The organism is Pseudomonas sp. B14(2017), assembly GCF_002113255.1.
Classification (GTDB): domain Bacteria; phylum Pseudomonadota; class Gammaproteobacteria; order Pseudomonadales; family Pseudomonadaceae; genus Aquipseudomonas; species Aquipseudomonas putida_Z.
In genome coordinates this window covers 1-6,269 of record NZ_NEJY01000046.1, presented here as the reverse complement: position 1 = coordinate 6,269, position 6,269 = coordinate 1, and the positions used below count along the sequence as shown (strand labels likewise).

The 6,269-nt window shown below is 63.2% G+C and carries 3 protein-coding genes and 1 rRNA gene; 1 reads left to right on the top strand and 3 read right to left on the bottom strand.

Annotation, left to right across the window (positions count from 1 at the left end; translation table 11 throughout):
- Window positions 1-223 precede the first annotated feature (223 nt).
- Complete coding sequence (locus CAG34_RS27225) at window positions 224-2,458, bottom strand: TonB-dependent siderophore receptor (protein ID WP_085593511.1); 2,235 nt, start codon at window positions 2,456-2,458, stop codon at window positions 224-226.
- A gap of 299 nt (window positions 2,459-2,757) precedes the next feature.
- Between CAG34_RS27225 and CAG34_RS27220 the strand changes: the two genes are divergently transcribed.
- Window positions 2,758-3,987, top strand: a complete 1,230-nt coding sequence (locus tag CAG34_RS27220) for an MFS transporter (RefSeq protein ID WP_085593509.1) — start codon at window positions 2,758-2,760, stop codon at window positions 3,985-3,987.
- On the opposite strand, the gene CAG34_RS27215 is transcribed toward CAG34_RS27220, so the two are convergent.
- Together CAG34_RS27215 and rrf are read right to left on the bottom strand one after the other, a co-directional pair.
- A complete protein-coding gene (locus tag CAG34_RS27215; RefSeq protein WP_085593507.1) occupies window positions 3,984-5,792 on the bottom strand; it encodes an ABC transporter ATP-binding protein/permease in 1,809 nt (602 codons plus the stop codon). The two genes, CAG34_RS27220 and CAG34_RS27215, sit on opposite strands and share 4 nt — an antisense overlap.
- 354 nt (window positions 5,793-6,146) lie before the next feature.
- A 5S ribosomal RNA gene (rrf, locus tag CAG34_RS27205) occupies window positions 6,147-6,262 on the bottom strand.
- Window positions 6,263-6,269 lie beyond the last annotated feature (7 nt).

Here is a 6,269-nt window from a genome sequence, read left to right as displayed (position 1 = left end):
TAAGCGGTGATAGCCGTGAGCTTGAACTGCTCTGTGTATTTACCCATAGATCCCCCACGGGTTGGATTGGTGTCCAACTTCTTGGGGGCAGTCCAGGGATTGCACAGGGTTCGAATACTGTGTGGTACCAGTGGGAGCAACTGTCTTGCTCAAATTCCAAACGTTGGCGCGATCCCTGTGGGAGCTGGCTTGCCGGCGAATGGGCCGCGCAGCGGCCCCTGGATCAGAAGTTGATGTTCAGCGCAGCGAACACCGCCCTGCCCGGCTGGTTATAGGTATTGGCGCCCGAAGTACTGGCGTTGCCGCCACGCAGGATCTGCTTGTCGAACACGTTGTTCACCCCCACCCGCACGTCGTAGTTGGCGTTGAACTTGTAACCAGCGCTCACGTCCACCAGGCCGTAGGCTTCCACGTCCTGTTGCGCGGTCTTGTCGTAGCCTTGCTGGGTGCGTTCGTTGAAGGTCGGCGACTTCTGCTTGCCGAAGTAGGTACCCGCCACCTGGAACGACAGCTTCTCGGTGGCGCGCCAGTCGAGGGTGGTGTTGACGGTGTATTCCGGGATCACCGACAGCGGCTCGCCGGTCTCGCGGTTGTCGTTGTCGAGCATCCAGGTCAGGTTGGTGTTCCAGTCCAGGGCCGGGGTCAGCTCGATGAACAGGTTGCCTTCGATACCTTCCACCCGCGCCTTGCCGGCGTTGTCCCACTGGGTCACGCGGCTGCCGGTGCCGATGGTGTACAACACATCGGTATCACCGACGATCTTGTTCTTGTAGTCGTTGCGAAAATACGTGGCACTGGTGCGCCAGGTACCACGGTCGTACATCAGGCCGATTTCCTTGTTGACGCTGATCTCGGGCTTGAGGTCGGCGTTGCCCTGCAGGTAGCAGCCACCGTTGTTGGTCTGCTGCACGCTGCAACCATTGCCGCGGCTGTACAGCAAGTAGTTGGGGTTGGACTGGTACAGGTTCGGGGTCTTGTAGGCGCGCGCGATACCGCCTTTGACCGACAGTGCTTCGGTCAGCTTGTGCGACAGGTTCAGGCTGGGGCTGAAGTTGTCGCCGAAGGTTTCGTGGTGGTCGAAACGCAGGCCCGGGGTAATGGTGGTGTCGCCGACAATGATGTTGTCCTCGACGAACAGCGCATAGCTGCGGGCGGTCATCTTCGAGCTGCTGCGGTCGAAACCGACCAACCCGTCGTTACCGGTAGGGTCCGAGCTTTGCGGGCGCAGCGAGCCCTGGTCATTGAGCGCTTCGTACAGGTACTCGCCGCCCAGGGTCAGCACATGTTCGGTGCTGCCCATGGCGAATGGCAGGTTCACTTCGCTGCTCAGGCGCGTGTTGCGCAGGCGCGACATGGCGGCGCCTTCGGCATTGGGGGCACCTTCGGTACGGCCTGCCAGGCCCTCGTTGAGGCCCCAGTTGCGCACGTACTCGTAGGCCAGCACGGTCTTGCTGGTACCCCAGGTGAAATCGCCCAGGTGGGTCAGGTCGTAGGTACTGCGCTGCATCACATTGGTTTCGTGGCCATACAGGCTGGACACGAACTCGACGTCACCACCGCCGTTGCTGTTCATGGTGTCGCCGGCAAAGATATTGCCCTGGCGGCTGTAGCCGGCACTGGCCTCGAGGCGGTGCTCGTCGTTCAGCTTCCAGCTCAGCAGGCCATTGATGTCCTTGTTGCGTACGCCTTCGCGACCCGCCACCAGCGCACTGGTGGCATGCCCGGCATTGATGTCCAGGTCGTCGGCATCGGTCTTGGCCAGGCCGCCGTACAGGCGGAAGCCGAGGTTGTCGGTCAGGCCGCCGCCCAGGTTGAAGTTGGCCCGGCGGCTGGCGCCCTCGGCGCTGTCTTCCGGCAGCTGGGTATACAGGCTGACGCTGCCCTTGAGTTCGTCGGTGGGCCGTTTGGTGATGATGTTGACCACCCCGCCCATGGCGCCGGAACCGTAACGTGCGGCCGCCGGGCCACGCAGGATCTCGATGCGCTCGACCGCTTCTGCCGGTACCCAGTTGGTTTCGCCGCGGGTATCGCGGTCGCCGTTCCAGCCATAGCGCACGGCGTTGCGTGCGCTGGATGGCTTGCCGTCGATGAGGATCAGGGTATTTTCCGGGCCCATGCCGCGCAGGTCGATCTGCCGGTTGTTGCCACGCGCGCCGCTGGCGCTGTTGCCGGTCAGGTTGACCCCGGGCTCGCGGCGGATGATGTCGGACAGGTCATTGGCCGGCGGATGGCGCTTGATGTCTTCGGCGGTGATGATCGACGTACCCAGGGCCTGGCGTGCCTCGCGCTCGGCGGTGACCAGGGTGTCCTGGATCACCAGCGCGCTGTCGGCAACCGGCATCTCCAGCACCTCACCCGTGCGCTGTTCTTCGGCCTGGGCCACGGTGGCCACCATGGCCGGTGACGCCAGCGCGACGAACGCCAGGGCCAGGCTGTTGGGTGAAGTCTTGCACTGCATGGGTACATCTCCTGCGATTCATGAGCGAAACGGCACATCCCTGTCGGAAACCGGGAGCCCTCGCCCACCGGCCTCGAAAACACAGTTTGGTGGCCAACAGGGATGGTAAATATAGAGATTCGCAAATGAGTTTAAATCTTATTTACGAAGTTTACATGTTTGTAACGGAACTTTGCTGACACGGCAGCGTTGCCGGCGCAACCCGGCTATTCGCGCTGTTGCTTGCATACACCTGTCCGATTTGCATCCTGCGTGACGGCTCCTACAGTTTCGAACGTAGCCCTCTGCCGAGCCTCCTGATGCGCAGCCACGAAGAAAGCGACGCCACGAACACCACCAGGTCCCTGTCGAAGATCCCTCGCAGTGTCTGGGCGCTGGGCTTCGTGTCGATGTTCATGGACATTTCCTCGGAAATGATTCACGCCCTGCTGCCGCTGTACATGGTCACCGTGCTTGGTACCTCGGTAGTGGCGGTGGGCTTTATCGAAGGTATCGCCGAGGCGACCGCCTCGATCACCAAGGTGTTTTCCGGCGCCCTCAGCGACCGGCTGGGCAAGCGCAAGCTGCTCACGGTGCTGGGCTATGGCCTGGGTGCGTTGACCAAGCCGGTGTTCCCCATGGCCTCCGGGCTGGAGTGGTTGACCGCGGCACGCTTCGTCGACCGGGTAGGCAAAGGCATTCGTGGGGCGCCGCGCGATGCGCTGGTGGCCGACGTCACGCCCGCAGAACTGCGTGGTGCAGCCTTCGGCCTGCGCCAGGCGCTGGATACCGTGGGCGCCTTCCTTGGGCCGTTGCTGGCGATCGTGCTGATGTGGCTGACCGCGAGCCATTTCCAGACGGTGTTCTGGGTGGCGGTGCTCCCGGCGTTCGTGGCGGTATACATCCTCATCGCCTTCGTGCGCGAACCTGAAACGCCGGCCACCACCCGGCTGGTGCGCTCACCGCTGGCCCTGCACGAGCTGGCCCGCCTGGGCCCGGCCTACTGGCGGCTGATCGGCCTGGCCACGCTGTTCACCCTCGCCCGCTTCAGCGAGGCGTTTCTGCTGCTGCGCGCCCAGGACATGGGCCTGGCGCCGCTGTGGGCGCCGGCAGTGCTGGTGCTCATGGCCCTGGCCTACTCGCTGTCGGCCTACCCCGCGGGGGTGCTGTCGGACCGCGTAGGCCGCCGCGGCGTGCTGATGACCGGGCTGGGGCTGCTGGTCGCCGCCGACCTGCTGCTGGCCCTGCTGCCGGGCTGGACCGGGCTGGCCATGGGGGTGGCTGCCTGGGGCCTGCACTTGGGTTTCAGCCAAGGCATCTTTGCCGCCATGATCGCCGACAGCGCGCCCGCCGAACTGCGCGGTACAGCCTTCGGCCTGTTCAACCTGCTGACCGGCGTGGCGCTGTTGGTGGCCAGCGTGGTGGCCGGGCTGCTGTGGGACGGGGTCGGCTTCAAGGCGACATTCCTGCTTGGCGCAGCGTGTGCCGGCAGCACCCTGGTCGGGGTCGCATTGCTCAGGTCAGGCCCGATCACCGGCAAGCCGCACTAGGCCAGGGCTGGCTGCTGCTCCAGTAGCGACCAGCCGCCATGCCCATCCACCTCCAGCCGATGGGTATGGAAACCTGCCAGCGTGCTGCGGTGCCCGACACTGACCAGCAAGGCCCCCGGCATTTCCGTGCGCAACAGTGAATACAGGGCATGCTCGAGCCCTTCGTCCATGGCCGAAGTGGACTCGTCGAGAAACACCACCTGCGGCCGGTTGAACAGCACCCGGGCAAATGCCAGGCGCTGCTGTTCACCGACCGAGAGAATGTGTGACCAGTCACAGCTGACATCCAGTCGCTCGGCCAGGTGGGTCAGGTTGACCTGGCGCAAGGCCTGCTGCATCCGCGTTTCGTCCTCAGGCTTGCTGGCCGCCGGGTAGGCGATGACGGCGCGCAGATCACCCAGCGGCAGGTACGGCCGCTGCGACAGGAACAGCGCCTGGTGGCCCAGCGGGCGCCTGACCTCACCCTCTGCATACGGCCAGAGGCCCGCCAGCGCTCGCAGCAGCGTGGTTTTGCCGCTGCCCGACGGCCCCTTGATCAACAGCGCCTGGCCGGCGTGCAGGTCAAGGTCCAGGTCGGCGATAAGGGCATGCCCGTCCGGGCGCAGCACCTGCAGGCGGCTGATCGCCAAGGCATGCTCCTGGTCCTCGGTGATGACGCGCGGCAAAGCGCTCGCCTGCTCGTTGGCATCGAGGAAGCCGGTCAGACGGTCGAGGGTGGCCCGGTACTGGGCAAACGCATCATACGACTCGCGGAAGAACGACAACGAATCCTGCACCTGGCCAAAGGCCTGGGAGGTCTGCATGACGTCGCCCAGCTTGATCGCCCCGCTGAAGAAGCGCGGTGCCTGCAGAATGAACGGGAACACCACTGCTACCTGGCTCACGCCCAGGTTGAAACCACTGAATTTCAGGTTTCGGAACACCAGCGCCCAGGCATTCACGATCAAGGCACCAAAGCGGCCCAGCAAGGTGCCCCGCTCGACCTGCGCACCCTGGTAGAAAGCGATGTTCTCGGCGTTCTCGCGCAGACGCATCAGCGCGTAACGGAAGTTGGCGGTGAGCTTTTCGTTGAGGAAGTTCAGGCGGATCAGCGGTCGCCCGAGGCGGAAGGCGATCCATGTGGCGACGATGACATACAGGTACACGGCAAACACCATCGCCCGGGGAATCTCCACACCCGCGACGGCCAGCGGCGCCGACAGCCCCCAGAGGATGCCGGTGAATGCCACCAGCGAAACCAGCGCGCTGACCGCGCCCAGGGCGAGGGTCACCGAGTTGCTGACAAAGGCGTTGACGTCCAGTTCGATACGCTGGTCAGGGTTGTCCACCGGCTCGGCCAGGAACTGGCCACGGTAGTAGGCATCGCCGTGCATCCAGTCGTGGGTCAGGCGCTCGGTCAGCCAGACCCGCCACTGGATGCTGAACGCCTGGCTTACATAGAAGGTGAACAGCGAACGCAGCACATGGATGGTGGCCAATACCGCGAAGACGCCGAGCAGGTACCAGAAGGCGGCTTGATCAAGGCCTTGCAAGGCGCTGTAGAAGCCGTTGTACCAGAACGAGAACAGCACGTTCAGGCGCACCGAGAATAGCGTCAATACCAGCAGCAGGGCGAACACCAGTAACGGCCGCCAACTGCGCCTGAAACTGAAATAGGGCCCGGCAAGCTGCCAGAACTGGCTGCCCCAGCGCGTACAGCGTACGGCCAGTGTGGCGGCTGCCGTGAAGCAGACAAGGGTGATGAACGAGGCGATTGCCAGCCAGCTCAGGCTCTCTTGCAGGGCCTGGTGCCAGTTCATTTCCATGATGGGTATCCGTGCTGAGTATTTCCGCGAGCGTAGCATTGACCTGTAACTCGTCAGGCATAAATGACGCACATTTCATGATTGCTTTTCGGAGCTACGCGGGGTCCTGTGGGAGCAACTGTCTTGCTCAAATTCTAAAAGTTGGTGCGATCCCCTGTGGGAGCGGCCTTGTGTCGCGAAAGGGCTGCAAAGCAGCCCCAGCAATTTCAACTGTTGCGCATCAATCCTGGGGCCGCTTTGCGGCCCTTTCGCGACACAAGGCCGCTCCCACAGGGGCTGCGTATGCCGGGAATTTTTGCACCACAAAGACAAAACCCCTACCTGCATGCGCAGATAGGGGTTTTGCGAAATGAATCTTGACGATGACCTACTCTCACATGGGGAAACCCCACACTACCATCGGCGATGCATCGTTTCACTGCTGAGTTCGGGATGGGATCAGGTGGTTCCAATGCTCTATGGTCGTCAAGAAATTCT